We start from the raw sequence: 23932 nt of genomic DNA, 5'->3' as shown, positions 1-23932 counted from the left end.
CCCTTTTAAGAATTCGCTCCGGCGAGTCGGATGGCGTGGTTTTCGAGAACTGGAGCGGAGCGTACTTAAAGTACGCGAGCACCGTAAGCGCAGAAAACAGCGCTAGCCGGCCGCCGGAGTAGAATTACCAAAAAGGTTCTAGATAAACTGCACCTGGACGATCTCGTACCCCCGCGCTCCGCCGGGTGCATTGACCTCGATCGCGTCGCCGACTTCCTTGCCGATCAGCGCGCGCGCGATCGGCGAAGAGATCGAGATACGGCCGGACTTCACATCGGCCTCCTGGTCGCCGACGATCTGGTAGGTCTTCTTCTCTTCCGTGTCCTCATCGACCAGCACCACAGTGGCGCCGAACTTGACCTTGTCGCCGCTGAGCTTGGTGACGTCGATCACTTCGGCCCGCGCGATCAGGTCCTCGAGCTCGTTGACACGGCCCTCATTGAGGCTCTGCGCCTCTTTCGCCGCGTGGTATTCGGCATTTTCCGAGAGGTCGCCATGCGAGCGCGCTTCCGAGATCGCCTCGATGATGCGCGGCCGCTCTTCCTGCTGGCGCCAGCGCAGTTCTTCCTTCAATGACGCGAACCCCTCGCCTGTCATCGGGACCATGTTCATCATGCCTGACCTTTCCTGCCGCCATCCCCGCGTTTCGGGGATGGCCTTGTCGATGGGTGCAAAAAGAAAACGGTCCGGCAGCCTGGGCCAACGGAACCGTTTCACCGCAATTTCCCCGAATATAGCAATCTTCGCGCGTTTTTCACGCCTAAAAAGTCGGTTTTTAAAAATTCATCCGCTGATGCACAGTTGCCGTTGGGGCAAGTGGGTAAGCTGCAGCAAAAAAACCGGCTGCGATCGCTCGCAGCCGGCCGTTTGGAGCCTTTGGCAGCGAATCAGCTCCTCATGAAATGATCGATCTGCTCCGCCAGCATGCCGTATTCGCGGGAACCCTTGCCGGTGCGCTTTTCGATTTCGCTAAGCTGTTGCCGGGCGCCGGCGAGGTCGCCGATCTGCAGATGTGCCTCGCCGAGATACTCGCGCACCAGCGTATAGTTCGGATCGATGCGCAGCGCTTCCTCATAGTAGCCAAGGCCGACCGTGACGCGGCCTGAATGGCGATGCGAATAGCCGAGATAGTTGAGGATGCGCGGATCCTGCTTGTTGGCGGCAAGGCTGAGCACGGCGATCGCCTCGTCATAGCGCCCGGCCATCGCCAGTGCGTGACCCGCATCATAGATGCTGTCGTCGTCGAGCATGCCTTCCTTGGGAAGGACGCATTTCTTCAGCTTCTTGTCGTAGACATAGCCCTTCTTGCACTGTGTGGTGGTCTCATTACCGCCGCCGCCACCGGCTGCAAACACCGGTGCCGCAAACAGCGGCAGGGCGGCAACAGCCATGACCTGGATCAGCAATCGTCTGCGCATCGAACCCTCCTTGGAGTGTGACAATGCAACACTAACGCCGCGCGAAAGCCGTTTCATCCCGAAGAAGGCAGCGGCGTCAAAACCATTTCCGGCCATTGGGCAGTGACCGCCGGTAATTTGCCAGGCGGCGACACGCCGAACGTGTGACGTGACGAGCGCTGCAAATTCGCTATCATCGGGCAAAACGGAGTACGCGGAGAACACCAGTGCAGCGCCGTGAAAGGGAATGGGAGCTTTCGATCGGTCCCGACACCGTGCGCCTGTTCATCCTCAAGGCGAAGGCGCTCAGCGCCGCCGTCAACGAAGACTATGCCGATGGCGCCGAGCACGAGATAGAGCTCGACGGCGAGGCGCACGACAATCACCACCATGACGGCCTCGCCGAGGAAAGCTCGGAAGATCTCACCGAGGAAGAACTGCGCGAACTGATCAACGACCTCAATGTCGATGAAGCCGCCGAGCTGGTTGCGCTCGCCTGGATTGGTCGGGGTGATTATGACGCATCGGAATGGGCCGATGCGCTGGCAGCCGCGCGCGAGCGCGCCAACAAGCACACGGCGAAATATCTGCTCGGCATGCCGCTCCTTGCCGACTGGCTCGAGGAAGGGCTGGAAGCGATCGGCGCATGACACAGCGGTTACCGATCGTGATCGGACGACCGCGCTTTCCAAGGCAACTTCTGCATACCCACACCGTTAGAGGGCAATGGCGGCGCTGACCTTCTCCAAAATGCGTAGATTGGGATTGGTTGCCGCTGCGATCTCACTGACGGTGGTCTCCACCTGGGCCAAGTCCCCCAGTCTGCCGCAAACGGCTCCGGTTCCCGAATTCAACCGAAAAACGACATCTTCGCCCCCCTCGCTTGCGGATGTCCCGGTTCCGGAACCGCGCCCCGCCGACGCCCCGGGGACTGACCGGCCCAAGGCAGAGCGACCGGAGTCACCGGCGACGGCCCCAATGCCCCCTGAAAAGCCGGCGCAGACCGAGCCGCCGGCAACAGCGCCAAAACCGCCGGAGAAGCCGGAGGAGCCGCAGGCGAAGAAAATACTCCCGGATCCCCGCTCGGCTTCCATTCCTGCGAAGGAAATGCCCGAAGAAGAACTTGCTTGCCGCAGGCGGCTGAAGTCGATGGGCGTCGATTTCGAGGAACGCAAGGCCGAGCACGATGCGCAGATCGGCTGCTCCATCCCCTACCCGATCGCGCTGAAGACGCTCGGCAAATCCGTCGACATCGGCCCTGGAGCCGAGCTGAACTGCCAGATGGCCGAGGCGGCCGCGCGCTTCACCGCCAATGTCATCCAGCCCGCGGCCAAGGCCGACTTCGGCGCGGAGCTGAAGTCGGTCACCCAGGCATCGACCTTCGTCTGCCGGCCGCGCAACGGCGGAGGAAAGCTCTCGGAGCACGCCTTCGGCAACGCACTCGACATTGCCGGCTTCACACTGTCGGACGGACGAAAGATCGATGTCGGGCCGGCGCCGCCGGAAAAGGACGCGAAATTCCTGAACGCGCTGCGCGAGGCAGCCTGCGGACCGTTCAAAACCGTGCTCGGACCGGGCAGCGATTCCGACCATTCGCTGCATTTCCACCTCGACCTCGAACCGCGCCGCAACGGCGGCACGTTCTGTCAGTGATCATTCATGCCGCAATTCGGCCTCAGGCGTGAATGCCGGCGCTGATTTTTCCTTTACTCTTCAGGATTAGATTCCGTCCTATCTAGGGACAGGGAACCTGCCGATGGCCGGGATATTTCGCGCTGCGCTGGTCGCCGCGCGGCGATCGAGACGCGCGCGTACGACCGCAGGCGGGCTTGCGAGCTTGCTTGCCGTCGCAACGATCTCTGCCTGCACCACCGGCGACGTGTTTTCGCTGCAACCCGCCGTCGATGTCGGCAGCCAGACCGCCGCGGTTCCAAGATATTCCGGCATGCAGACCCTCGTTCCCTCCAACCCTTACATGACCGCCGCCTATCCGCGCATGGACGAGCCGATGGCGCCGACGGAACAGATGCCGGCCAGCGAGGTCGACTGCCGCCAGGAGTTGAAACGCCTCGGCGTCGTCTACACCGATCTTGCGCCGATCCATGAAGGCCAGTGCGGCATCGACTATCCGGTCAAGGTCTCGGCCATCGGCAGCGTCGAGATGAAGCCGGCGGCGACAGTGACCTGCGACATGGCCGCCACCTTCGCCGGCTGGACCAGGAACGAACTCGTCCCGTCCGCCCGCTGGCGTTATTTCTCGGGGGTCAGGACCATCCACCAGGGCTCGAGTTATTCCTGCCGCAACATCGCCGGCGAAGGCGTGCTGTCGGAGCACGGCAAGGGCAATGCGCTCGACGTTATGAGCATCGAGCTCAACAATGGCGACGACATCGACGTTCGCAAGCCCGGCCTGTTCGCCTTCCGCACGCGCGGCTTCCTCAACAATGTGCGCGCCGACGGCTGCCAGTATTTCACCACCGTGCTCGGCCCCGGCTACAATTACGACCACCGCAACCATTTCCATTTCGACATCAAGAACCGCAAGAACGGCTACCGCGCCTGCCGCTGATCGCAGGCGGATGCCCTCTGCCCAAGGCCCGCGTCGCCGATTAAGGTAATGCCCGACGCGGGGGCACCTCATGGGCCGACGCAGCCTTCGACGACGCGCAGCGACCTGGCTGCTGGCATTCTGCGCCGGCTATCTGGCACTGGCCTATTTTGCCGCGCCCGAATTCTGGACGTTTCGCGATCGCGGCTTTCGCACGCAGCGCTTCGAGATGGTGACGCACACGCCGCAAGGAATCCCGGGCGACCCTATCAATGTCGGCCTTGTCGGCACCGAAAAGGAACTTGTCCACGCCTTCGCCGTCGCCGGATGGGATACTGCCGACACCGTCACGCTGAAGACCGCGATCGAGATTGGCGAAAGCGTGCTGTTCGGCCGCCCCTATCCCGACGCGCCGGTCAGCCGGCTTCTGTTCGAAGGCCGCGCGCAGGACCTGGCCTTCGAAAAACCGGTTGGCGAAAGCGCCGACCGGCGTCATCACGCTCGCTTCTGGCAGACCGATGCCGCCGGCGACGACGGCCGGCCGCTGTGGCTTGGATCCGCAAGTTTCGATCGCGGCGTCGGCCTCAGTCACGACACCGGCGCCATCACCCACCACATCGGCCCAGACATCGACGCCGAGCGCGACTTTCTGATCCACGATCTTTCCGCTGCCGGCATGTTGATCTCGACCGACGAAATCGCCGGCGTCGGCGCAACCCGGAGTGGGCGCAACGGCGGCGGCGATCCCTATTTCACCGACGGCAAGGCCGTGGTCGGCGTGCTGCGGCAGTTGCCGTAGCGCCCGCCGGCATCAGGCGACGGCGATCACGATCTTGCCGAACGGCCCCGTCTCCAAATGTTCGAATGCCCGCGGCACCTCGTCGAAGTCATAGACCGTGTCGATCACTGGCTTGATCGCGAGTGTCTCGATCGCCTGGTTCATTCGCTCGAAGGCGCGGCGGTGACCAATCGATATGCCTTGCACGACAATCCGGTTGCGCATGAATGGCAAGATCGGAAAATTGAGCTCCATGCTGCCCAAAAGGCCGATGATCGACAGGCGGCCGTCGCCGGCCAGTGCATTAAGCGAGCGCCGCGCATTGTCGCCGCCGACCATTTCCAGCACGTGCTTGACGCCGGTGCCATCCGTCAGGTCGCGCGCGGCCTCGTCCCATGCCGGGTGGGTGCGATAGTTGATCACCTGCCAGGCGCCGAGCTCCTTTGCCCGCTTGAGCTTCTCGTCACTGCTCGAGGTGACGATGGCGCGCAGGCCGAAGGCGGCCGCGAACTGCAGTGCAAACAGCGACACGCCGCCGGTGCCCTGGATGAGGACGGTCTCGCCCGGGATCGGCTTTGCCGCTTCAACCAGCGCAAACCACGCCGTCAGCGCCGCGATCGGCAGCGTCGACGCCTCGGCATCGTCGAGAGACGGTGGAGCTGTCACGGCGGCGTCTTCATGAAAGATCACATAGTCGGACAACGTGCCGGGCAACGAGGAACCCAGCGTATGCTTGTGCAACACCGGCGGCGCATCGCCGTCGGGCCAATCGGCAATCACTTGGCCGAGCACACGCTGCCCGACCTTGAAGTGCTTGACCGCGCTTCCGACGGCCGCCACCTCGCCCACCGCGTCGGATGTCGGCACGAAGGGAAAGACAAGGTCCGGGATCAGCATGCCGTCCACGATTAGCCTGTCCTTGTAGTTCAACGACACGGCTTTGATGCGCACCAGAAGGTCATGCGGGCCGGGCTCGGGAACCTTGCCTTGCGCCGGTCTCAGCTTTGACAGGCCGAAACCGTTCATCTGCCAGGATTTGTTGATTTTGGTGCTCATTTTCGGTCCGCGCTCCGTGATTGGTGACCACGCGAGACATCTACGCCGTTTAACTATGGAAAAAAGTGCTTCTATGCGGCATATTTGGAAACTGATTGATGATCAAAACTCTACAATAGGAGAACGGCTTTGGAACCGGCCAGCCTGCAAGGCATCCTCGCATTCGTTCAGGCGGTCGACGCTGGCAGCTTCACCGGCGCCGGCGAGCGGCTGCATGTGACGAAATCGGCGGTCGGCAAATCGATCGCGCAACTGGAACAGCGATTGGGCGTCCGCCTGCTCAATCGCACGACCCGCAGCCTGAGCCCGACCAGCGAGGGCTTCAGCTACTACGAAGCCTGCGTCAGGGCACTGACCGAGATCGAGGCCGCCCAGTCGCTGATTGCCTCGCGCCGGCAGGTGCCCTCCGGCCGGCTTCGCGTCGACGTGCCCCTAGCCTTCGGCCGCCGCTGCGTCGCCCCGGTGCTGTTCGATATTTCCAGGCAATTCCCGGATCTCACAATGGAAATCTCCTTCAACGACCGGCGCGTCGACCTGATCGAGGAAGGCATCGATCTGGCGGTTCGCATGGGCGATCTCGATGACAGCCTGTCGCTCGCCGCACGCCGGATCTATGCGCAACGCTCGGCCATCTGCGCCGCTCCCGCTTATCTGGAAACTCATGGCAGGCCGCAGTCGATCGAGGACCTCGCCAGTCACAGCGTCATCGGCTACGGCCGCAATGGCATCGTCCATCCCTGGACCGTGCGGCACACCGATGGTCATCTCGGCAAATTCCAGCCGCGGGCACGGCTGATCCTCGGTCACGGCGAACCGATGCTGGATGCCGCTCTCGCCGGTTGCGGCATCACCTATCTGCCGACCTGGCTGGTGGCCGACAGCCTCAAGCGCGGCGAACTCGAAATGGTGCTGTCGGATTGTCTCGTCGAGAACACTATCGTGCATGCCGTCTGGCCGGTGACCCGCAACCTGACGCCGAAGGTCCGCGTCGTCGTCGACGCCCTGGTCGCACATTTCTCGGCGCCGCCGTGGGATGCAGGCTGAATTCCGCGATCCCGAAAAATGGCGGCCATCTATTTTCGAAGACCGCACGGCAATGCTATTGACCCAACATGCTTTACGTTGAAATCGCCATTGTGGTCGTCCTCATCTGTTTGAACGGCCTTTTGGCCATGTCGGAACTTGCCATCGTCTCGTCGCGGCCGGCTCGTCTCAAGGCAATGATCGACCGCAACGTCAAGGGTGCTGGTCGCGCTCTGGCACTCGGCTCCAATCCCGGAAAATTCCTGTCGTCGGTGCAGATCGGCATTACCCTGGTCGGCGTTCTGTCCGGCGCCTTCTCCGGCGCCACGCTTGGCGAACGGCTGGCTACCTTCCTGGCATCGACCGGTATCCGCGAAAGCGTCGCCGACCCGCTCGGTGTCGGTATCGTCGTTGCCGCCATCACCTATGGCTCGCTCATCATCGGTGAGCTGGTGCCCAAGCAGATTGCGCTGCGCGATCCGGAACGGGTCGCCGCCAAGGTCGCTCCGGCAATGACCATCCTCGCTACCGTCGCAGCGCCCCTGGTCTTCCTGCTCGACGTTTCCGGCCGCGCCATCCTGTGGCTGCTTGGCCAGCGCGGCGAAAGCGAGGACAAGGTCACCGACGAGGAGATCAAGATGCTGGTCGCTGAAGCCGAGCATCACGGCACCATCGAATCGGACGAGCGGCGCATGATCGCCGGCGTCATGCGGCTCGGCGACCGCGCCGTGCGCGCTGTGATGACGCCGCGCACCGAGGTCGACTGGATCAACCTGCAGTCCGACGACGCGACGATCCGCAAGCTCTTGATGGACACCCAGCATTCGCGCTTGCCGGCCGGCGACGGCGGCGTTGACGCCATGATCGGCGTCGTCCAGACCCGCGACGTGCTGGCTGCGATCCTCGGCGGACGCGTACTCGAGCCGCGCAAGCACGTACGCGCGGCCCCGATCGTCCATGACCAGGCCGACGCGCTGGATGTGCTTTCGACGCTGAAGGAATCCGATGTCCCGATGGCGCTGGTGCATGACGAATACGGCCACTTCGAAGGCATCGTCACCCCCGCCGACATCCTTGAAGCCATCACCGGTGTCTTCCGCTCCGACCTTGACGCTGGCGAAGAGGAAAACGCCGTCAAGCGCGAGGACGGCTCATGGCTGCTCGCCGGCTACATGCAGGCCGACGAGATGGCGGAGGTTCTCGACATCGACCTGCCCGAGAATCGCGACTACGAGACCGTCGCCGGCTATGTCTTGTCGCACATGCACCATCTGCCGGCGACCGGTGAATGCGTCGACGCGCAGGGCTGGCGCTTCGAGGTGGTCGACCTCGACGGCCGCCGCATCGACAAGCTCATCGCTACGCGCCTGCCAAGCGGCCACCGCGAAATCGTGCGCTAGCAAATTGGAGCAAAAAGATCAGGGTATCAGCACGACCTTGCCGGTCGAGCGGCGCTCGTCCAGCAAGCGGTGCGCCTCGCCGGCCTGGTCGAGCGAGAAGCGGCCGCCAATCGCAACCCGCAGCCGGCCGCTCGCCGTCAGCTGGAAGAGCTCGGACAGGCTGGCTCTCAGCACATCCGCAGACAGCAGCGGCAGCAGGGCGAACCCTCTCAGCGACTGGTTCTGCAGGATCATCGCTTCCCGTTCCGAAGCGCCGATCGCATATCTGCCGAGCGCGGCAAACACCAGCTCTCCGCAAGGCGCGAGAGCCTTCAGCGATGCCGTCGTCATCGGGCCGCCGACAATGTCGTAGATGATGTCGACGCCGGCGCCGCCCATCGCTTCCTGGACACGCGCGGGCCAATCTGTCTTGCTGTAGTCGACAGCGGCATCAGCTCCGAGCGACAAGGCAAGATCGAGCTTGGCCTTGCTGCCGGCGGCGGCGATCACGAGGCTGGCGCCCTGGCGCTTGGCGAGTTGGACAAGCAAGGAGCCGACGCCGCCCGCGGCAGCGCTGACCAGCACCGACTTGCCGGCAGGCGGACTTTGCCGCAGCAAGTGCAAGGCCGTCAGCCCCTGCACCATCAATGCGGTCGCAGCTTCGAACGGAAGTGCGTCCGGCAAAGGCACGGCCAGGCTCGCGTCGATCGCCACATAGTCGGCGTATCCACCGAAGGGGCGCTTTGAGGCAAACAACGGCGCCGTGACACGTTTGCCGGCGAGCGACGCATCCACACCTTGCCCAACTGCCTCGACGGTCCCGGCAGCCTCGACGCCGAGGATCATCGGCAAGTCCGGTGTGGTCGCATAGCGATCCCCGCGCATCAGCACCTCGAAGTAATTCACGCCGGCCGCATGAACGCGGATCAGGATCTCGCCGGCAAGCGGCGCTGGCTTCGGTACATCGATGATTTCGAGGACGTCGGGGCCGCCGAAACGGGGGAGTTGAATGGCTCTCATGGCAAACCTCGCTATGGCATCGGGTGCTGTTTGCCACTATCTGCCTGACCGCGACTACACACTCATTTGTCCCCTGCAGACCAGGAGGTGACCATGGTGGGCCAACCAAGAGACTGCCGATGCTGCCGGCGGAGCGCGCCCTGAAAGTGATTTCGGGCCGCTGGAAGGCGGTCATTCTCTACCACCTGTTCGACGGACCTCGGCGGCTGTCGGCGCTGAAGACGCTGATGCCCGACACTACGCAGAAAGTGCTGATCCAGCAGCTCCGTGAAATGGAGGAGCACGGCCTCGTCCACCGCGAAATCTTCGCCGAGATTCCCTCTCGCGTCGAATATTCCGCTACCCAGCTCGGCCTTAGCCTCGAGCCCATACTCTTGGCGCTTTGCGAGTGGGGCCAGCACCATGCAGACGAGCTCAATGAAATGGACCGCCTTGCCGACTGCATCATCAGGCCTCGGCAAGCGCGGCACGCGCACGTCGCCTGAAATAAGCGGCTTGAATCAAGGGCTTGAATCAAAAAAGGGGGCGGCGCAAGCGCCGCCCCGGATCCTTGGGAGGATTGTTTCGAGCCGGCGCTCAGGCCGCTTTGACTTCCTCGGCGACGGCGTCGGCCTGACGCGCTGCCTTCAGCACTCTGGCCCACCACGCAATGTCGTTGACGAGAGCTGCGGCCGCCTGGTTCAGATGCTCGAGTTCATCGAGCTTCTTTTCACCCTGCCTGACGGCGAGAAAGTCGCCCCAGGCAATGTGGACCGCCGACTTCACCGGCGCCATCTGCAACTCGACGGCATGCAGTCTAAGCTGCTCGACGGCACGCGAGCCGCCGACGCTGCCATAGCCGACGAAGCCGGCCGGCTTCTTGTTCCATTCATTGGCAGCGTAATCGATCGCGTTCTTCAGCACGGCCGTCGGACCGTGGTTGTATTCGGCGGCGGTGAAGATGAAGCCGTCGAACTCGGCGACCTTCTTCTGCCAGCGCTGCGCCACTTCGTTCTGCGACGGCGCCCAGGCAGACGATGCGACCTCGTCGAAGAACGGCAGCGGGAAATCGCGCAGGTCGACGATTTCGACTTCGATGTCCGCATGCGACTTGGCGATCTTGGCGATCCACTGGGTTGGCACATCGGCGAAGCGGGCAGCGCGGGTCGAACCGACGACGATGGCGATCTTGGGTTTGGACATAGGGGGCTCTCCTTCAGGAAATTTCTGGTATCGTTTAGATACCTGCGCTATATGAGTGACCGTTCTCTCGATGCGCAAGGAGGCACTTTTTTGTTACCAAGGCACCCGCACCGCACCGAAGACTGCCGCGCCATCTCGGAAATCCTGCAGCGCGTCGGCGACAAATGGACCGTTCTGGTGGTCGGCAAGCTCGGCGACGGACCGCTGCGGTTCAACGAGTTGCGCAGCGCCGTCGGGGGCATTTCGCAAAAGATGCTGACCACCACCTTGCGCGGGCTGGAGCGGGATGGCTTCGTCACCCGCACCGTGTTCCCGACCATCCCGCCGCGTGTCGACTACGAGTTGACCGACCTCGGCCGCGAGCTGCTGGTGCCGGTCGGCGCTCTCGGCGAATGGGCACGCAGGAACACCGAACGCGTCAAGGCGGCGCGCGAGAAATTCGACAGCGCGCACGCCTGAGGCCCTTGCTTTGCAAGGGCTTCGCACGTCGCGCTCCCTCGGCGGAGACACCCGCTGCGACTGCATATTTCTCTGCGGAAGTTACCGATCCGGTTCGATTTCGGATCGATCGTTTGCCGTCGATTGGGCAGGTGGTGCTCATTTTCCGATAACAATTGCTCGGGTCGACCGCCGCTGTTGTACTTAGTCGCCTAATATATCCGGGTCGCCTGACAGATCAGTCACTTCGCTGCCTCTCCGTCGATGTTTTCCGATGTGAGAGTCTGCCCGCGCCGTCTCGTCTGACTTCGGCAAAGGCGGTCATACCCATCAGGCCGAACCAGGCCACAGGATCGCCAGCCGGGAGTGCCGTTCAGCAATCGTTGACGCATTGTCTCTCTGCACTGCGGATCGCGGCGCGGGCTATGCGGGAATCGGACCGTCAGCTTTCCGCCGGAACCGCCTTCGGCTTGCCTTCGCTGTCCAGCGCTACCATGACGAAATCGGCATGGGTAACCTTCTCCATCAGGTCGGAAAGGTAGCGCTGCGCCCAGGCCTCGACCTTGAGCGTCATTGAGGTGCGGCCGACGCGCTCGACATGCGTATAGACGCACAGCGTGTCGCCGATCTTCATCGGTTTGGCGAACGACATCTCCTTTACCGCCGCCGTCACCACGCGGCCCTTGGCACGCTCGGCGGCACGGATGCCGCATGCAAGGTCCATCTGCGCCATCACCCACCCGCCAAAAATGTCACCCGCGGCATTGGCGTCCGAAGGCATGGCCAGCGTCCGCAGCGTCAGATCGCCGATCGGCCGGCCTTCCGCATAGTGCACCATACGGGAAATCCCCTTGAGAGCGCCTGTCCCGATCCCCGTATAGTCGTGGCACGGACGCGTCAACGCGCCACCGGCCGATGATGGCACGGTTGAAATTCGGCCAAGGGGATACAAAGCGGCAGGTCACGGCGCTACATTACGCACAGCGAGTTGAGGAGGCACCTGACATGAACCTCAGCTTTCGTCTGCTGACGCCCGATCTATGGCCCGCGCTTGAAGACCTGTTCGCTGAGAGCGCTGTCTGCAGTCGCTGCAGGTGCATGTACGGGCGGATCGGCAGTTCTTATCGGAAGAGACCTCGCGAGGAAAACAAGGCAGCGTTCTGGCAGACCGTCGAGCATGGCCCACCTCCAGGCGTGCTTGCTTTTGATGGCAGTACTGCTGTCGGGTGGTGCCGGGTGACACCGCGAGATGCCGTGCCTTGGCTCGATCGACTGTGGCAGCTCAAGCGAGTGGATGATACGCCAGTCTGGTCCTTGTCTTGCCTCTACGTGCGAAAAAGGTGTCGCAGGCAGGGCGTCACGTCCTACCTGATCGCAGAGGCGCGGGAGACCGCAAGGCGCGCAAATGCTCCCGCGCTCGAAGCCTATCCTTTTGATGCCGAGGTATCGCCGAGCGCTTCCGGTAGTGGATACGCCTCCACCTTCGCTCGCGCCGGGTTCGCAGTCGTAGCTCGCAGGACGCCAGCCAGCCCGATCATGCGTTATGATTTCAAGAACATTGCAGATGATTGATAGCCGGACGCTTTTCCAAGTGGTAACGGCCGCTTCGGACCGGAAGTCGAAACCCAAACGAAGTTCGCGGTCGCTTTTTTCACAAGCGATGCCGGAAGCTCCGGTGATGGCGGTGGCTTGCGGCGTCTAGGCTGGAGCGCAAATTCGGAGCCACCGGCATCCATCATGCAGACTTATGATTTCATCGTCGTCGGTTCCGGCTCGGCCGGCTCGGTCCTGGCCGAAAGACTGTCGGCTTCGGGCCGCTTCTCGGTCCTGGTGCTGGAAGCCGGCGGCACCGACCGCCGTTTCTACGTGCAGATGCCGCTTGGCTACGGCAAGACCTTCTTCGACCCTGCGGTCAACTGGAACTACAAGACCGAGCCTGATCCCGGTCTGGCCAGCAATGTCGACCACTGGCCGCGCGGCAAGTTACTCGGCGGTTCGAGCTCGATCAACGCCATGGTCTGGATCCGGGGCGCGCGCGAGGATTTCGACGCTTGGCGTGACGCCGGCAATCCCGGCTGGGGCTTCGACGATCTCCTGCCCGCCTTCAAGGCGATCGAGGACAATCAGGCCGGCGCCGATCGATGGCGTGGTGTTGGCGGTCCGCTGCACATCACCGACTGCTCGATCGCCGTTCACCCGCTGACCAAGCGTTATCTTGCAGCCGCCAACCAAGCCGGCCTGCCGCTCAACCCGGATTTCAACGGTGCCGTTCAGGAAGGCATCGGCGTCTACCAGATCACCACCAGGAACGGCCGCCGCATGTCGGCCGCCCGCGCCTTCCTGCGCCCGGCGATGAAGCGCAAGAACGTCCGCGTCGAGACGAATGCGCTGGCGACCAGGATCCTGTTCGAGGGCAAGCGCGCCGTCGGCATCGAGTATCTGCAGAACGGCGAGACCAGGACCGCGCGCGCCGGCCGGGAGGTGATCCTTTCGGGAGGTTCGGTCAATTCGCCCCAGTTGCTCCAGCTTTCGGGGATCGGCCCGTCGGCCCTGCTCGGCGCTCTCGGCATTCCCGTTATTCACGCCAACGAGAATGTCGGCGCGAACCTGCAGGATCATGTCGGCATCAACTACACCTTCAAGGGCAAGCTGCCGACGCTGAACCAGATCCTGCGTCCCTGGTGGGGCAAGCTGCTGGTCGGCATGCAATACATCCTGATGCGTTCCGGCCCGCTGTCGCTGTCGATGAACAATTCCGGCGGTTTCTTCCGCACCGATCCGACCGCGTCGCGGCCCAATATGCAGCTCTACTTCCAGGCGTTCTCGACCGTCATTCCGAAGAGCGGCGAGCGCCCGATCCTGACGCCCGACCCGTGGCCGGGCTTTTCAATCGGCCTGTCCAACTGCCGCCCGTCGAGCCGTGGTGAGATCATGATCCGCTCCAGCAATCCGCGCGATTATCCGAAGATCGTCGCCAACGCTTACTCGACTGAATCCGATGTCGCCGAGATGCTGGCAGCAGTAAAATTCGTCAGGAAAATCGCCTCGATGCCGGCAATGGCCGAGATCATCGAGGAAGAGGTTCTGCCTGGTCCGTCGATCACGTCCGACGCCGATCTGATTCAGGATTTCAGGAAGCGCTCGGGCACCGTCTATCATCCGGTGTCGACCTGCCGCATGGGGCCGGCTGCTGCGCGCGCCGTCGTCGACCCGCGTCTGCGGGTGCACGGCATCGAGTCCTTGCGCGTCATCGACGCGTCGATCTTTCCCGACAACATCACCGGCAACACCAACGCCGCCGCGATCATGACCGGATGGAAGGGCGCCGAACTGGTTCTGGAGGATCAGCAATGAAGATCACCGACGTAAGAACCTGGGTTGTCGGCAATCCGCCGCCCGGCATCGGCGGCAAGTATTTCATCTTCGTCAAGCTCACCACAGATCGCGGCGTGGTCGGCTACGGCGAAGCCTACAACGCCACCTTCTCCGCCCACGTCACCGCCAGGATGGTCGAAGACATGGCCGAGCGCTATCTCGTCGGCCGTGACCCCCATGACATCGAGAGCTTCTTCCGCCGCGCCTACTCGTCCGGCTTCACCCAGCGCCCCGACGTTTCCGGAATGGGCTGTTTCTCGGCGCTCGAAATGGCCTGCTGGGACATCATCGGCAAAGAGGCCAATAAGCCGGTCTACAAGCTGCTCGGCGGCCAGGTGCATGAGACACTACGTTCCTACACCTACCTCTATCCACACACCGGCAGCGTCCACTCCGAGGACGCGCGCGGCAAGAACGTCTACAACGATCCCGACTTGGCTGCCGCTTGCGCGCTCGAATATGTCGAGCAGGGCTTCAACGCGGTCAAGCTCGACCCGGCCGGCCCCTACACCGCCTTCGATGGACACCAGCCGCGTCTCGTCGACATCGACCTCTCCGCCCGCATGATCAAGGCGATCCGCGAGGCGGTCGGCACCCGGGCCGATATCCTGTTCGGCACGCATGGCCAGTTCACCGCATCGGGTGCGCTGCGCATGGCGCGCGCCATCGAACCCTATGACCCGCTCTGGTTCGAGGAGCCGGTGCCGCCCGACATGCCCGAGGTGATGGCGCAGGTGGCGCGCGGCACGTCGATCCCCATCGCCACCGGCGAACGGCTGACGACGAAATTCGAATTCGCCCGTGTCATCGAAAACCGAGCGGCGACCATTTTGCAGCCGGACCTTGGCCGTTCCGGCGGCATTCTCGAGACCAAGAAGATCGCCGCTATGGCCGAGGCCTATCACATCCAGGTCGCGCCGCACTGCTATTGCGGGCCGATCGTCGGCGCCGCCAACATCCAGCTAGCGGTGACGCTGCCGAATTTCCTCATCCTGGAATCCCTGAAGCAGTGGGACGGTTTTCACGAAAAGCTGCTGAAGAAAAAGATCGAATGGCAGGACGGCAACGTTATTCCGTCGAAGGAACCCGGCCTCGGCGTCGAGCTCGACGAAGCCGTCTGCGATGCGCACCCCTGGACCGGCAAGGACCTGCACCTGCAGATGATGCAGACGCCGCTAATGCCGTGAGCGGTTGGGACGGTCACGCGGCCACCTTGTATATGAAGGCAGATTATCAGGCGATTTCAGCATATTGGACGGATCGCCGGAACCACCTGAATCAAAGTCTCGACACCTTGATTCAATACCTCAGCGTCAGCGCGCCGGGCAGGATCTCGAAGGTCGCCGGTATGCGCCCCGGTGACTCGCCGTCTATGTCGACCAGCGCGCCGTTCTTCTCAACATCGCCGAGCGGTTCGACAACCACTTTCTTGCCGCGCAAAATGGTGATCGCCGGATGATTGCGGTGCCGCCCGCCGTAGAGCAGCCTGATATCCCAGATCAGTTTCAGCTTGCCTGCTGCCCTCAGGATGACGATGTCGAACTGCCCGTCGTTCAACTCGGCGTCGGGCGCGATCATCATACCGCCGCCGAAGAATTTTCCATTGGCCACCGCCACCAGCGCCATGCGCGCCTCGACCGGGGCGCCGTCGTCGACGGTGATCACAACGTCCTGGAACCGGTAGCGGATGAATTCCCATACGGTGCGCCAGTAGAACAGCGCCTTGGCCGAGACCTTGCCCTTGCGCTTGTCGGCGTTGACCGCACGGTCGGTGGCGCCTGAAAGCCCGAGGCTGGCGATGTTGATGAAGTGGCGGCTGGCCAGCGCGCCATGGTCGTCGACATAGGAGATACGGCCGGCATCGACTTGCCGGCTCTTGGCCGCAGCGATGCGCTTCAGCGTCGCGTCAAACTCGCGCGGCAGGCCGAGCCCGCGCGCGAAATCGATGCCGGCGCCGCAGGGCAGCAGGCCAAGCTCTGTTGTCCGGCCGGTTTCCTGGGACGCCTGCAGCAGCCCGTCGGCGACTTCGCTTGCCGTGCCGTCGCCACCCGCCGCGATTACCAGTTCGAAGCCGACGGCGGCAAGGTCGAGCGCCAGCCTTTCAGCATCGCCCTCGGCCTGCGTCTCGCGCAGTTCGAAATCGCCGAAATGCCTTTTCAGCGAGGCAGCGACCTCCGGCCAATGCCGCTTGAGCCTGCCGCCGCCGGCAACCGGATTGAGAACCACCCCGACCTTCAAGCACACCCTCCCCCGAGGAACCCAAAGCCAACGCCCCGTTATCCTTGGCCGGCATTGAAGCCCGCGCCGGCCGGCGGGGCAAGGGCGGAATATTTGACGACGCCGGTTCACCGCAGAACGAGTCATGTCGCTACCGGTTGCCTGGGTCAGCGCGCCTCGTCGAAAAATTCCCGAACGCAGTCCCCGATAATCCCGCTATCCACAGGCCCGCGGTTGTTTCGTAAAACGCTTACCCGGCGTACATTGAACCCATCTCAGGCGGCTACCGATCGCCACGCCGCAAGGCAAAGCGAGAAGGCGGATTTCCTGAGGCCCGTACGGCCCAGAGCGAAAGCAGGCTTGCCTGTTCGAGGGATGGAAGCCGAGACCTACGGGGCCGCGGAAAGCGTGCGAACGCCGACGGCGGACCGATGCTGCCATGAAGGACGGCAAAAACCTTCGATGGCACGCTGGGCGAAGCTCGCAAGGGTGGAGATCGGCGTGGTCCAGAACGGACGTTGCCTCCGGGTAGCGACTGGCAGGACCGTCAAAATCAAGGCCGGCATGGCGCGACGTCTTTACGGAAGTTGCTGCCCGACCGTGTCCTGATCTGACAGGGAGGCGCTGGGAGAAATCCCGGCGCCGACTGTCGTTTGGCTATCCCGGCGATCTTGCCGGCGCCGCTTCACCGCGCACCAAACGATCCTGAGACCTTTCTGCCACAATCGACGACGGTGAACCGCCCTGTCGCGCACTGCCATGCTCATTCCATAATCGCGGCCAAATCCCGCCTTGATCCACGACGATTGATGATACTGCTGCGCCGGGCTTCTTTTTCGGACCCGGAAAGACGCTGCAATTCGAAGGGACGAGACCGTGTTCAAGACCGCCCTTGTCGCCATGACCATCGTCGGTTGCGACTGCGACGCCAAGCTTTGCGAGTATATCGGCGAGACGCCCGCCAAATGGGCGACCGTCGCCGATTGCGAAGCGGCAATGAAAAGCCAGATGTTGCATGAGCGCAATTTCAACTACCCGCTGGTCTCGGGCATATGTCGCACCAAGGACTCGTCGTCGTCCCCCGAGCTTGCCGCGACAGCCTCGCGGCCGGAGTTGAAACCTGCTGACCGCGCCGTTGAAACCACCTATCCGCTGCCGCCCGAACTCAGCCATCGCCCAAGCATTCCTATCGGATCGCCGGCGACGGCGATGGAAACGGAAGCCGCAAGGCCTGTCGCCTATGAAGCGGCGGTCGACGGCGGGCGTGCCGTGCTCTATCGCACCAAGGCCGGTTACGCCGTGGTCAAGACCGATCTCAGCCGCGCCGCGTCTGCGACGGTCGACATGGCGAAGCGGTCGGCGAACTGGCTGGTAGGGATGGTGCCTGGCAGCCTGTGAGCCGATCGCCAACGGCGACATCTTCCGTTCGTAGCAGCCAACCACCCGCATGAAGTTGCGCTTCCCCTACCCCGCCTCTTCGTCCTTCGCGCCGACCTTGCGCGCCAATGCCGGCGTCGCCAGCATCGCGGATTGCTCACCAAAGATCGCTTTCAAACGGCCTTCGACCTTGCCGTGAATCCGGCTTTCCAGTCTTTCGACCGGGACCAGCCGCTCATGGTCGCGGGAGCGTAGGCGCATAAAGGCATGCAGCCGGTAGGCGGCAACAGCGCCGCGTGTGTCGGCGTCAGCGCTGATATCGACAGTCAGGATGCTGCCGATGCGGCCGGGCCATGGCTGGCGCGCGAAGGCCGTGCCGAAGAAGTCACCAAGCCCGTAGGCGACGAGCATCTTGCCGATCCGCTCGACCGGCTGCACGACATGGGCATGGTGCCCGGCGATCAGTCCGACGCCATGCTCGGCCAGACGCCGCGCCAACGCCCGCGTTTCGCCGCGTGGAAAATGCCGAAACTCCCAGTCCCAATGCGGCACGGCACAGGTGAGATCGGCACCATCAGTGGCGTCGCGCGGCCACCGTGCAGGATCGCCTTGCATCGACACGCAGCCTTCAAACAAGGCGGCATCGGCATTGCGCCACAACGTGAAGGCGGCGAAGCCCATCGTCAACGGCCCGACCGCAAGGAGCTCGACCGGACCATTTGCAGCGGTGCCAATGGTGCGGATGGCAAGTCGCTTTAGCGCCGCGACCGTCTCGTCGAATCCCGCGACGCCCTGGTCGAGCACGTGGTTGTTGGCCAGCGATAGCACGAGTTTTTCGCGCGGAATGCCGACAGCCGCCAGCGCTTCGGCGAGAAACCGCTCGGTCATCGCATGGTGCGTGCCAAGCCGCGTGCCGAGCGTAGCGCTTGGCCATTCCACAACCGGGCTTTCGCAATTGCCGACCACCAGATCGGCGGAGCCAAGCAGCGCCGTGATCACCGGGTCGCAGTCCGGCGCGTTGCGGTTGGCAACCGCGGAGATGTCGCCAATGAAGGCGAGCCGCACCGTCCGTGCCGGCGGCGGCTCGATCATCGTTGCGGCCAGCGGCGCGAAGCCGTCGGCGTCGCCGCTGAGCGATGGCCGGAGGAAACGTGGCAGCCACGACAATTTGTAGGAAACCGGATAGTTCGACACGCGACGCCCAATTGTTTGCCTTGTGTAGACCGTCAGCCGGGTTGGTTGAAGCGTATCCGTCGACAATAGGGCGGCTGTCGAGAACCCCAGCGCCAAAACCGACAAGCGGAACGCGACAAATGCGTGTATGGTCGCCGGCGGAATGGTGCATTGGGGGAAAAACATGAAGCGATTTTCGAGCCTGCTGGCATCCACCCTCGTTCTGCTCGTGCTCGTTGTTTCCGCTGGTGCCGCAGCCCCCCAACCCTCCGCCCTGTTCGAGGCGAAGAGCGTAACCGACCGCGACAGCGCCCTTGCCACGTTGGAAGCCGCCGCTCCCAGTGATCCCGCGTCGGCTTACGCCGCTGGCGCTGGCGAATTCTTCACCGCGCTGGAGACCCTTGCCAGCGGCCTGCACCGCCACGGTTTCGAGAGCCCGCAATCCTTCATGCTGCCACTGATGCGGCTGCCGGTGCCGGAAAATCCCAATCCCGCGCCGCTGACCTACGAGGAATTTCGCGCCATCCTAGTCACCTTCCGCGACCGGCTGCAGAAATCCGCAGCCACGCTTGGGTCTGTGCCCGCCGAAGCCGATATCGGCATGGTGATCGACCTGACCCGTCTCGGCATCGATCTCAACGGGGACGGCGCCATCGCGCCGGACGAGAGCGCCGCCGCTATCATGGCCGCCCTTTCACGCGGCGGCAGCCCTGACAGCGTTGCTTCTTCGCTCACCTTCCGCTTCGACCGCGCCGACGGCTACTGGCTGCAGGGCTATGCCGAGTTCCTGATGGCGCAGGCGGATTTCTGGCTGGCGCATGATTTCAAAAACACCTTCGACGGCTCGTTCCACATGCTGTTTCCTCGCGCCAAACTGCCGCTGCAGGACACGCTTGTGCCGCTGGACGGCGGCATGGGCAGAAGCATCTTCTCGTCCGAATGGCGCTTGGCCGATTTCATCTCGCTGGTGCACCTGATCAATTGGCCGGTGGTCGAGCCGGAACGCCGGCAGGCGGCGCGCCGGCATCTGTTGGAAATGATCCGGCTGTCGCGCGAGGACTGGACGGCGATCCGCGCCGAGACCGACAACGACCATGAATGGCTGCCCGGCCCGCAGCAGAAAGGCGCCAACCCGCTCACCGGCCTCGACGTCGGCGAAGAGCAGGTCCAGGCCTGGTTCGCCGCCCTGACTATGGCCGAGGACCTGCTCGAAGGCCGCATCTTGCTGCCGCATTTCCGCATCGCCGACAAGGGCATCAACATGAAGCGCTTCTTCGATGAGCCGAAACCGTTCGACCTAGTGCTTTCGATCACCGGCCCAGCCATCGCGCCTTATCTCGAAAGCGGAAAAATCCTCACCGGCGAGGAGTTCGACCAGATCCAGCGCCAGTTCGGGGGCGCCGGCTTCTTGACCTTTGCGGTGTGGTTCAATTGAGGGACAGCGACTCGGCACGACACTGCTCCTGACACCCTTGTGTCAGCAGCCTGGTTTCGTCCCAAGCCCCTCGCCACTCCGCTCTTTCCATTTTGGCTGATACCTCCCATATTCGGGACATGGCCAAACTTCCCGATAGAAAGACGCCGTCGCCGGCGAGTGACGACCGCGCCTCGCCGCCAAAGCGGCGCAGTCCTCTGACCGACTTTCTCGATGCATCGGAGCCGCTGCACAAGGGCGGCTTTGCCGAAGCGCCGCAGGCGGAATTCTCAGGCGAGCCGCTGACCGGCTCGATCGCCGATTGGGCTGAGCAGATCGAGCAGGAAGCTGAGAAGGAAGGGCGCCCGGCCGTTTCCGGTAAGGACGGCGGCAAATCACCAAAGACGGCGAAAAAGATTCCCGAACGCTCGGCCTCGCCGACGCGGACCGCGCGCGGCACCTCGATGGGCGGCGCGGCCTCGGCCAAGGAGCGCGCTGCCGTTGGCCTCAATCCCGTCGCCGGCCTCGACATCAGCCTGGAGGATGCCGAGTCGGTTTCGCCCGGCGGCGTCACCGCAACCGTCGCAGCACTGTCCGCGCTGATCGAATCCGGCAATCCGCTGCACAAGGACGGCGTGCTGTGGACGCCGCACCGCCCTGCCCGGCCGGAAAAATCCGAAGGCGGCATCGCCATCAAGATGGTGTCGGATTTCGAGCCCGCCGGCGACCAGCCGACCGCGATCAAGGATCTGGTCGAAGGCATTGACCAGAACGACCGCACCCAGGTGCTGCTTGGAGTCACCGGTTCGGGCAAGACCTTCACCATGGCCAAGGTGATCGAGGAGACGCAGCGTCCTGCCTTGATCCTCGCCCCCAACAAGACGCTCGCTGCGCAACTCTATTCAGAGTTCAAGAAATTCTTCCCGGAAAACGCCGTCGAGTATTTCGTCTCCTATTACGACTATTACCAGCCCGAGGCCTATGTGCCCCGGACTGACACCTACATCGAGAAGGAATCCTCGATCAACGAACAGATCGACCGCATGCGCCATTCGGCGACGCGTTCGCTGCTCGAACGCGACGACGTCATTATCGTTGCCTCGGTGTCCTGCATCTACGGTATCGGTTCGGTCGAGACCTATACGGCGATGACCTTTCAGATGCAGATCGGCGACCGGCTCGACCAGCGCGCTCTGCTTGCCGACCTCGTCGCCCAGCAATACAAGCGTCAGGATGTCAATTTCGTCCGTGGCTCGTTCCGCGTGCGCGGCGACACCATCGAAATCTTTCCGGCCCACCTTGAGGACCGTGCTTGGCGCATCTCGCTGTTCGGTGACGAGATCGAGGCGATCACCGAGTTCGATCCACTGACCGGGCAGAAAACCGGCGAGCTGAAAAGCGTCAAGATCTACGCCAATTCGCACTATGTGACGCCGCGCCCGACCTTGAATCAAGCCATCAAGTCGATCAAGGAAGAGCTCAAGCATCGGCTGCAAGAGCTTGAAAAGGCTGGCCGCCTGCTCGAAGCGCAGCGGCTGGAGCAGCGCACCCGCTTCGACCTGGAGATGCTGGAGGCCACCGGCTCCTGCGCTGGTATCGAGAATTATTCGCGCTATCTCACCGGCCGCCAGCCGGGCGATCCGCCGCCGACTCTGTTCGAGTATATTCCCGACACCGCACTGGTCTTCGTCGACGAAAGCCACGTCACCGTGCCGCAGATCGGCGGCATGTATCGCGGCGACTTCCGCCGCAAGGCGACGCTGGCGGAGTATGGTTTCCGCTTGCCGTCCTGCATGGACAACCGGCCGCTGCGTTTCGAGGAATGGGACGCCATGCGCCCGCTCTCCATCGCGGTTTCTGCGACGCCTGGCGCCTGGGAACTGGAGCAGTCCGGCGGCGTCTTTGCCGAGCAGGTCATCCGCCCCACCGGCCTGATCGACCCGCCGGTCGAGGTGCGCCCGGCCAAGACACAGGTCGACGATGTCGTCGGCGAAATCCGCGAAACCACCGGGGCCGGCTATCGCACGCTGGTCACGGTGCTGACCAAGCGCATGGCCGAAGACCTGACAGAATATCTGCACGAGCAAGGCATCCGCGTCCGCTACATGCACTCCGACATCGACACGCTGGAGCGCATCGAGATCCTCCGCGACCTGCGTCTCGGCGCTTTCGACGTGCTGGTCGGCATCAACCTGCTGCGCGAAGGCCTCGACATTCCCGAATGCGGTTTCGTCGCTATCCTCGACGCCGACAAGGAAGGTTTCCTGCGCTCGGAAACGTCGCTGATCCAGACCATCGGGCGCGCCGCCCGCAACGTCGACGGCAAGGTCATCCTCTATGCCGACCAGGTCACCGGCTCGATGGAGCGGGCGATGGCCGAGACCAACCGCCGCCGCGAGAAGCAGATGGAGTGGAACGCGGCCAACGGCATCACGCCGGAATCGGTCAAGTCTCGCATCTCCGACATCCTCGACTCGGTCTACGAGAAGGATCACGTACGCGCCGACATCTCGCAGTTCACCGACAGCGCCGGCGCCATGATGGGCAACAATCTGAAGGCACATCTCGAGGCGCTAGACAAGCAGATGCGCGACGCCGCCGCCAATCTCGACTTCGAGAAGGCGGCCCGTATCCGCGACGAGATCAAGCGGCTGCGCGACATGGAGCTCTCCATCTCCGACGATCCGTTGGCTAAATATGCCGACATGGAAAGCCCGGTCTCTGGTCGCGAAAAGGGCAAGCACAACAAGGGCCGCGCCATCCATCGGACGGTCGACGACAGGGGAATCTCCCCCTTTGAGGAGGAGATGGCCGGCAGGCCAGAGGGGGGCACGAAGGATCGCGGCAAATCCTCCCTGTTCCGCAAGCCGGCGCTTGATGAAATGGGTGCCGACGGCGCGGTGCCGGTCAAGAAGCCGCTGTTCGCAAAACCCTCGCTCGACGCCATGGGGCCGGGCACCGACATGCCGACGCCCGCCGGTGCCGTGTCCCGCTCCTTGTTCAAGAAGCAGTCGGCCGAGGAAGCGCACGGCTCAGACTTCGGTATCCCCGGCGACTCCACCAAACCTTTGTTCAAGAAGAATTCGCTCGACGAGATGACCGTGCGCCGGACGGAAAAGCCTGTCGAGGGCGACAAGCCGGTCAAGCGCGAGCGCGCCGGCATCGGCTCCTACGAAGATCCGGCTGACGCCCGCCGTGAAAAGCGCCGTCCCGGCAAAACCGGCCGCCCGGGGCGGTAGCCGGCCACGGCTTTGAATCCGGGTTAACGGATTGAAGGTTGGAGGATCTGTTCGAGGTATTTGTTGTTTCTTGCAGCGCGCTTTCGGCGCAGCTTGATGCTTCGCTTGTCGTCGATTGATCGCACGAGGTTCAGGGCGAAGTGGCGGACAACGGCCATGTTGGCGGGTCCGTGTCCGGTTCGGCTTCTACATTTGTCCTCGTTGAAGGTGACGTCGAGGACCCAGTGCAGCGAGTTCTCGATGGCCCAGTGGCTTCGGATGGCAACTGCGGCCTGCTTGGCGGTGAGGGCGCGCGAGGCGACATAGAAGCGGCGAT

General features: G+C 63.2%; 23 protein-coding genes. 14 read left to right on the top strand and 9 right to left on the bottom strand.

The window, feature by feature from the left end:
• Positions 1 to 138: 138 nt before the first annotated feature.
• Both greA and EN859_RS21330 read right to left on the bottom strand, forming a co-directional pair.
• On the bottom strand, positions 139 to 615 hold the full coding sequence (greA, locus tag EN859_RS21335) for a transcription elongation factor GreA (RefSeq protein ID WP_189502140.1): 477 nt from the start codon (positions 613 to 615) through the stop codon (positions 139 to 141).
• A gap of 272 nt (positions 616 to 887) precedes the next feature.
• Complete coding sequence (locus tag EN859_RS21330; protein ID WP_127854728.1) at positions 888 to 1418, bottom strand: tetratricopeptide repeat protein; 531 nt, start codon at positions 1416 to 1418, stop codon at positions 888 to 890.
• 206 nt (positions 1419 to 1624) lie between these two features.
• Between EN859_RS21330 and EN859_RS21325 the strand changes: the two genes are divergently transcribed.
• From EN859_RS21325 to EN859_RS21310, 4 genes are all read left to right on the top strand, one after another.
• Positions 1625 to 2047, top strand: a complete 423-nt coding sequence (locus EN859_RS21325; protein ID WP_127854727.1) for a DUF3775 domain-containing protein — start codon at positions 1625 to 1627, stop codon at positions 2045 to 2047.
• Positions 2048 to 2123: 76 nt separating this feature from the next.
• Complete coding sequence (locus EN859_RS21320) at positions 2124 to 3050, top strand: extensin family protein (RefSeq protein ID WP_127854726.1); 927 nt, start codon at positions 2124 to 2126, stop codon at positions 3048 to 3050.
• A 103-nt stretch (positions 3051 to 3153) separates the two neighbouring features.
• Complete coding sequence (locus tag EN859_RS21315; RefSeq protein WP_127854725.1) at positions 3154 to 3966, top strand: extensin family protein; 813 nt, start codon at positions 3154 to 3156, stop codon at positions 3964 to 3966.
• A gap of 70 nt (positions 3967 to 4036) precedes the next feature.
• A complete protein-coding gene (locus EN859_RS21310; RefSeq protein WP_127854724.1) occupies positions 4037 to 4744 on the top strand; it encodes an LssY C-terminal domain-containing protein in 708 nt (235 codons plus the stop codon).
• Between the two features lie 12 nt (positions 4745 to 4756).
• On the opposite strand, the gene EN859_RS21305 is transcribed toward EN859_RS21310, so the two are convergent.
• On the bottom strand, positions 4757 to 5779 hold the full coding sequence (locus EN859_RS21305) for an NAD(P)-dependent alcohol dehydrogenase (protein ID WP_127854723.1): 1023 nt from the start codon (positions 5777 to 5779) through the stop codon (positions 4757 to 4759).
• Between the two features lie 129 nt (positions 5780 to 5908).
• Here EN859_RS21305 and EN859_RS21300 point away from each other — a divergent pair, with 129 nt between their 5' ends.
• Positions 5909 to 6823, top strand: a complete 915-nt coding sequence (locus EN859_RS21300) for a LysR family transcriptional regulator (protein WP_127854722.1) — start codon at positions 5909 to 5911, stop codon at positions 6821 to 6823.
• Between the two features lie 68 nt (positions 6824 to 6891).
• Positions 6892 to 8202 carry a hemolysin family protein gene (locus EN859_RS21295; protein WP_127854721.1) on the top strand — a complete coding sequence of 437 codons (1311 nt, stop codon included), beginning with the start codon at positions 6892 to 6894 and terminating at the stop codon, positions 8200 to 8202.
• Between the two features lie 18 nt (positions 8203 to 8220).
• Here EN859_RS21295 and EN859_RS21290 read toward each other — a convergent pair whose 3' ends face one another.
• Positions 8221 to 9201, bottom strand: coding sequence for a zinc-binding dehydrogenase (locus tag EN859_RS21290; RefSeq protein WP_127854720.1), 981 nt, complete (start codon positions 9199 to 9201; stop codon positions 8221 to 8223).
• 119 nt (positions 9202 to 9320) lie between these two features.
• Between EN859_RS21290 and EN859_RS21285 the strand changes: the two genes are divergently transcribed.
• Positions 9321 to 9686 (top strand): helix-turn-helix domain-containing protein, encoded by a 366-nt coding sequence (locus EN859_RS21285; protein WP_127854719.1) that lies wholly within the window; start codon positions 9321 to 9323, stop codon positions 9684 to 9686.
• A 91-nt stretch (positions 9687 to 9777) separates the two neighbouring features.
• Here the strand turns inward: EN859_RS21285 and EN859_RS21280 are convergent, their stop codons facing one another.
• The gene (locus EN859_RS21280) at positions 9778 to 10383 is read right to left on the bottom strand and encodes an NADPH-dependent FMN reductase (protein ID WP_127854718.1); all 606 of its coding nucleotides are present in this window, start codon (positions 10381 to 10383) and stop codon (positions 9778 to 9780) included.
• 90 nt (positions 10384 to 10473) lie between these two features.
• Here EN859_RS21280 and EN859_RS21275 point away from each other — a divergent pair, with 90 nt between their 5' ends.
• Entirely contained in the window at positions 10474 to 10842 is a 369-nt protein-coding gene (locus EN859_RS21275; protein WP_189502137.1) for a helix-turn-helix domain-containing protein, read from the top strand.
• Between the two features lie 421 nt (positions 10843 to 11263).
• Here EN859_RS21275 and EN859_RS21270 read toward each other — a convergent pair whose 3' ends face one another.
• A complete protein-coding gene (locus EN859_RS21270) occupies positions 11264 to 11659 on the bottom strand; it encodes an acyl-CoA thioesterase (RefSeq protein WP_127854716.1) in 396 nt (131 codons plus the stop codon).
• A 167-nt stretch (positions 11660 to 11826) separates the two neighbouring features.
• On the opposite strand from EN859_RS21270, the gene EN859_RS21265 reads away from it, so the two are divergent.
• The 3 genes from EN859_RS21265 to EN859_RS21255 all read left to right on the top strand — a co-directional run bounded on the left by EN859_RS21265 (position 11827) and on the right by EN859_RS21255 (position 15383).
• The gene (locus tag EN859_RS21265; protein WP_210237708.1) at positions 11827 to 12393 is read left to right on the top strand and encodes a GNAT family N-acetyltransferase; all 567 of its coding nucleotides are present in this window, start codon (positions 11827 to 11829) and stop codon (positions 12391 to 12393) included.
• A gap of 165 nt (positions 12394 to 12558) precedes the next feature.
• Positions 12559 to 14175 (top strand): GMC family oxidoreductase N-terminal domain-containing protein, encoded by a 1617-nt coding sequence (locus EN859_RS21260; protein WP_127854715.1) that lies wholly within the window; start codon positions 12559 to 12561, stop codon positions 14173 to 14175.
• Positions 14172 to 15383: a mandelate racemase/muconate lactonizing enzyme family protein gene (locus tag EN859_RS21255; protein ID WP_127854714.1), complete on the top strand. Its 1212-nt coding sequence runs from the start codon at positions 14172 to 14174 to the stop codon at positions 15381 to 15383. The genes EN859_RS21260 and EN859_RS21255 overlap by 4 nt, the downstream gene beginning before the upstream one ends.
• Before the next feature lie 112 nt (positions 15384 to 15495).
• On the opposite strand, the gene EN859_RS21250 is transcribed toward EN859_RS21255, so the two are convergent.
• The gene (locus EN859_RS21250) at positions 15496 to 16434 is read right to left on the bottom strand and encodes a diacylglycerol kinase family protein (RefSeq protein WP_127854713.1); all 939 of its coding nucleotides are present in this window, start codon (positions 16432 to 16434) and stop codon (positions 15496 to 15498) included.
• An 855-nt stretch (positions 16435 to 17289) separates the two neighbouring features.
• On the opposite strand from EN859_RS21250, the gene EN859_RS21245 reads away from it, so the two are divergent.
• On the top strand, positions 17290 to 17811 hold the full coding sequence (locus EN859_RS21245) for a hypothetical protein (RefSeq protein ID WP_127854712.1): 522 nt from the start codon (positions 17290 to 17292) through the stop codon (positions 17809 to 17811).
• Positions 17812 to 17877: 66 nt separating this feature from the next.
• Here the strand turns inward: EN859_RS21245 and EN859_RS21240 are convergent, their stop codons facing one another.
• Positions 17878 to 18984, bottom strand: coding sequence for a CapA family protein (locus EN859_RS21240; RefSeq protein WP_127854711.1), 1107 nt, complete (start codon positions 18982 to 18984; stop codon positions 17878 to 17880).
• Positions 18985 to 19147: 163 nt separating this feature from the next.
• Between EN859_RS21240 and EN859_RS21235 the strand changes: the two genes are divergently transcribed.
• Positions 19148 to 20398: a hypothetical protein gene (locus EN859_RS21235; protein WP_127854710.1), complete on the top strand. Its 1251-nt coding sequence runs from the start codon at positions 19148 to 19150 to the stop codon at positions 20396 to 20398.
• 119 nt (positions 20399 to 20517) lie between these two features.
• A complete protein-coding gene (gene uvrB / locus EN859_RS21230; protein ID WP_127854709.1) occupies positions 20518 to 23616 on the top strand; it encodes an excinuclease ABC subunit UvrB in 3099 nt (1032 codons plus the stop codon).
• A gap of 23 nt (positions 23617 to 23639) precedes the next feature.
• Here uvrB and EN859_RS21225 read toward each other — a convergent pair.
• Positions 23640 to 23932, bottom strand: a 293-nt coding sequence (locus tag EN859_RS21225; RefSeq protein WP_135913541.1) for an ISAs1 family transposase, incomplete at its 5' end; no start/stop codon positions are given.

The sequence above is a fragment of the Mesorhizobium sp. M00.F.Ca.ET.216.01.1.1 genome, assembly GCF_004010325.2.
GTDB lineage: Bacteria > Pseudomonadota > Alphaproteobacteria > Rhizobiales > Rhizobiaceae > Mesorhizobium.
This window is presented reverse-complemented; position numbering and strand designations above follow the sequence as displayed.

Excerpts from the sequence above, each read along its gene's own strand:
- greA (WP_189502140.1), bottom strand. The coding sequence starts at position 615 with ATGATGAACATGGTCCCGATGACAGGCGAGGGGTTCGCGTCATTGAAG.
- EN859_RS21330 (WP_127854728.1), bottom strand. The coding sequence starts at position 1,418 with ATGCGCAGACGATTGCTGATCCAGGTCATGGCTGTTGCCGCCCTGCCG.
- EN859_RS21320 (WP_127854726.1), top strand. The coding sequence starts at position 2,124 with ATGGCGGCGCTGACCTTCTCCAAAATGCGTAGATTGGGATTGGTTGCC.
- EN859_RS21315 (WP_127854725.1), top strand. The coding sequence starts at position 3,154 with ATGGCCGGGATATTTCGCGCTGCGCTGGTCGCCGCGCGGCGATCGAGA.
- EN859_RS21310 (WP_127854724.1), top strand. The coding sequence starts at position 4,037 with ATGGGCCGACGCAGCCTTCGACGACGCGCAGCGACCTGGCTGCTGGCA.
- EN859_RS21305 (WP_127854723.1), bottom strand. The coding sequence starts at position 5,779 with ATGAGCACCAAAATCAACAAATCCTGGCAGATGAACGGTTTCGGCCTG.
- EN859_RS21295 (WP_127854721.1), top strand. The coding sequence starts at position 6,892 with ATGCTTTACGTTGAAATCGCCATTGTGGTCGTCCTCATCTGTTTGAAC.
- EN859_RS21290 (WP_127854720.1), bottom strand. The coding sequence starts at position 9,201 with ATGAGAGCCATTCAACTCCCCCGTTTCGGCGGCCCCGACGTCCTCGAA.
- EN859_RS21285 (WP_127854719.1), top strand. The coding sequence starts at position 9,321 with ATGCTGCCGGCGGAGCGCGCCCTGAAAGTGATTTCGGGCCGCTGGAAG.
- EN859_RS21280 (WP_127854718.1), bottom strand. The coding sequence starts at position 10,383 with ATGTCCAAACCCAAGATCGCCATCGTCGTCGGTTCGACCCGCGCTGCC.
- EN859_RS21270 (WP_127854716.1), bottom strand. The coding sequence starts at position 11,659 with ATGGTGCACTATGCGGAAGGCCGGCCGATCGGCGATCTGACGCTGCGG.
- EN859_RS21265 (WP_210237708.1), top strand. The coding sequence starts at position 11,827 with ATGAACCTCAGCTTTCGTCTGCTGACGCCCGATCTATGGCCCGCGCTT.
- EN859_RS21260 (WP_127854715.1), top strand. The coding sequence starts at position 12,559 with ATGCAGACTTATGATTTCATCGTCGTCGGTTCCGGCTCGGCCGGCTCG.
- EN859_RS21255 (WP_127854714.1), top strand. The coding sequence starts at position 14,172 with ATGAAGATCACCGACGTAAGAACCTGGGTTGTCGGCAATCCGCCGCCC.
- EN859_RS21235 (WP_127854710.1), top strand. The coding sequence starts at position 19,148 with ATGAAGCGATTTTCGAGCCTGCTGGCATCCACCCTCGTTCTGCTCGTG.
- uvrB (WP_127854709.1), top strand. The coding sequence starts at position 20,518 with ATGGCCAAACTTCCCGATAGAAAGACGCCGTCGCCGGCGAGTGACGAC.